Origin of the sequence: Streptomyces phytophilus (assembly GCF_013870535.1) — a bacterium.
Taxonomy (GTDB): domain Bacteria; phylum Actinomycetota; class Actinomycetes; order Streptomycetales; family Streptomycetaceae; genus Streptomyces; species Streptomyces phytophilus.
The window spans coordinates 1-2,064 of sequence record NZ_JACBXC010001100.1 but is presented as its reverse complement, the minus strand read 5'-3'; the positions used below and the strand labels follow the sequence as shown (position 1 = coordinate 2,064).

The 2,064-nt window shown below is 74.5% G+C and carries 2 protein-coding genes; both read right to left on the bottom strand.

The features are described 5' to 3' along the window. Positions 1–1,162, bottom strand: a 1,162-nt coding sequence (locus tag H5J30_RS29510) for a discoidin domain-containing protein (protein WP_181790377.1), incomplete at its 3' end; no start/stop codon positions are given. Positions 1,163–1,503: 341 nt separating this feature from the next. Further along, positions 1,504–2,064: hypothetical protein (locus H5J30_RS29505; protein ID WP_181790375.1), on the bottom strand; the 561-nt coding region annotated here is incomplete at its 5' end.

Here is a 2,064-nt window from a genome sequence, read left to right as displayed (position 1 = left end):
CCGCGCCGTCGCGGGCACGGACGCGGTACGTGACGGACTCGCCGGGCGCCGGGGTGTCGACGTACGTGGTGGTGTCGGCGGCGACGCCGGTGCGCAGCACGCCGTCCGCGTAGACGTCGTAGCCGGCGACGTCGTCGGAGCCGTCGGCGGGCGGCTGCCAGTCGAGTTGGACGCGGCCGTCTGGCAGGGCGGTGCGGGTCAGGTCGCCGGGGGTGCCGGGCGGCCGGGTGTCGCCCTCGGCCGGGCCGTAGACCTCCAACTCGGCCAGCCGGGCGCTGCCGGTGCCGGCGGTGAAGAGGACGCGTACGTGGCGGGTGACCGCGGTGTCGAAGGACAGGGTCGCGCTGTGGCCGCCGGCGGCGCCGAAGGCGAGGTCGCGGGCGGCGGTCAGGTCGGTGAACTCCCGGCCGTCCGTGCTGCCCTGGAGCTTGAGGTTCTGCACGCGCGCGGCGCCGCCCGCGGGCAGCCTGAGCACGGCGCGGTCGATGCCGACGGAGGCGCCGAGGTCGGTCCGCAGCCACTGGTCGCGCTCGCTCTTGCGGCTCTGCCAGAAGCTGTCGCGGTCCCCGTCGCCTGCCCGGGTGGCGGTCTGCCCGCCGGTGTGGCTGCTGGCCTTGAGGGGGCGGCCGGCGGCGAGGTTGCGGTCGGCCTCGGCGGCGGTGTGCACGACGAGTTCGGCGAGCCGGGCGGGGCGGTCGGCGGTGGCGCCGGCGAACTGCACGCGCACGTACCGGGTCAGGGAGGCGGGGAAGCCGACGGTGACGGTGTTGTCCGCGGCGGGGCGGAACGCGCGGGTGTCCTCGGCGGACAGCGTGTGGAACGTGGTGCCGTCGGCGCTGCCCTGCACGGCGAGGGTCTGCTTGCGCCCGGCGGCGTCCGCGGGCAGCTTGAGCACGACCTCGTCGACCCGCGCCTCGCGGCCGAGGTCGGTCTGCACCCATTGCGGACCGGTGCCCCGGCTCTGCCAGTACGTGGCCTGGTCGCCGTCCGTGACCTCCCCCGCCGCGTGCCGCGGCGCGGCGCTGCTGGCGGCGGCGGGCCGGCCGGCGGCGGCGTCGGAGCCGGCCGCCGCGACGGCGGGGAGTGCGGGCAGGCCGAAGAGCAGCAGTCCGGTGGCGACGGCGGCGACAGTGGGCCGATGTCTCGAACGGTGCTTTCTCATGGGTCGTCCAACCTCTGTGAGTTAGCTAATTGCGCTGAGATATCGAAGAATTGCAGAACGATCATGGTAAGTCCACGGCCGCGACACCCGCGCTTCTCCGGTGTTTCCGGAGGTCGACCCGACTTGCGTGCCCATGACAGACAGGTAACCGGCCCTGGACTTACGCAACTTGGCAGCTTACGGACCCGCGGCGCACCTGCACCCCCGCGACCGCACGCGACGGCCCCACCTCGACGCACGCAAGCAACTTACATTTCTGGCCTACTTCTTGCGCAAAACGCACGGTGTCCCCGGCGGTCAACTCCCGCCGGGGACACCGCTGTCGCGGACACGCGCCGCGGTCAGGACCGCAGGCGCACGCTCGCGGTGGGCAGCACGACCTGACCGGTGACGAACTCGCTCCACAGCCCGAACCGCAGCCGGTCGCCGGGCCGCGCGGTGGTCTCGACGAAGCCGACCGTATGGCCGCGGTGTTCGCGGGTCGCGCCGAACGACAGCTGGAAGCGCGTGGTGCCCGCCCGCTCCCCGGGCGGCACCGCACTGGGCGGCACGATCTCGTCGGCCGCCCACCGGTAGTCGCCGCGGTACGGGTCCCGTACCCGCTCGAAGGTCTGCTCCAGGATCGAGTCGATGCCGGGGATGACCACCAGCACCCCGGGCGTGCCGCCGACGCGCGTGTTGACCACGGCCACGTCGTGCTCCGAGCCGTCCGGCCAGGTGCCGAGGCCCTCGCCGACCAGGGAGCCGGGCGGGCAGGCGGCCACGCCGTCCGCCTCGACCACGGCGCGGTCGCAGGTCGGGAAGGACTCCGGCCGGAAGCCGACGGAGCGGTCGAAGAGGAAGACGAAGCGGCGGGCGCCCGCGGGCACCGGCCCCTCGGCGGCGCGGCTGCGCCGGTCGAA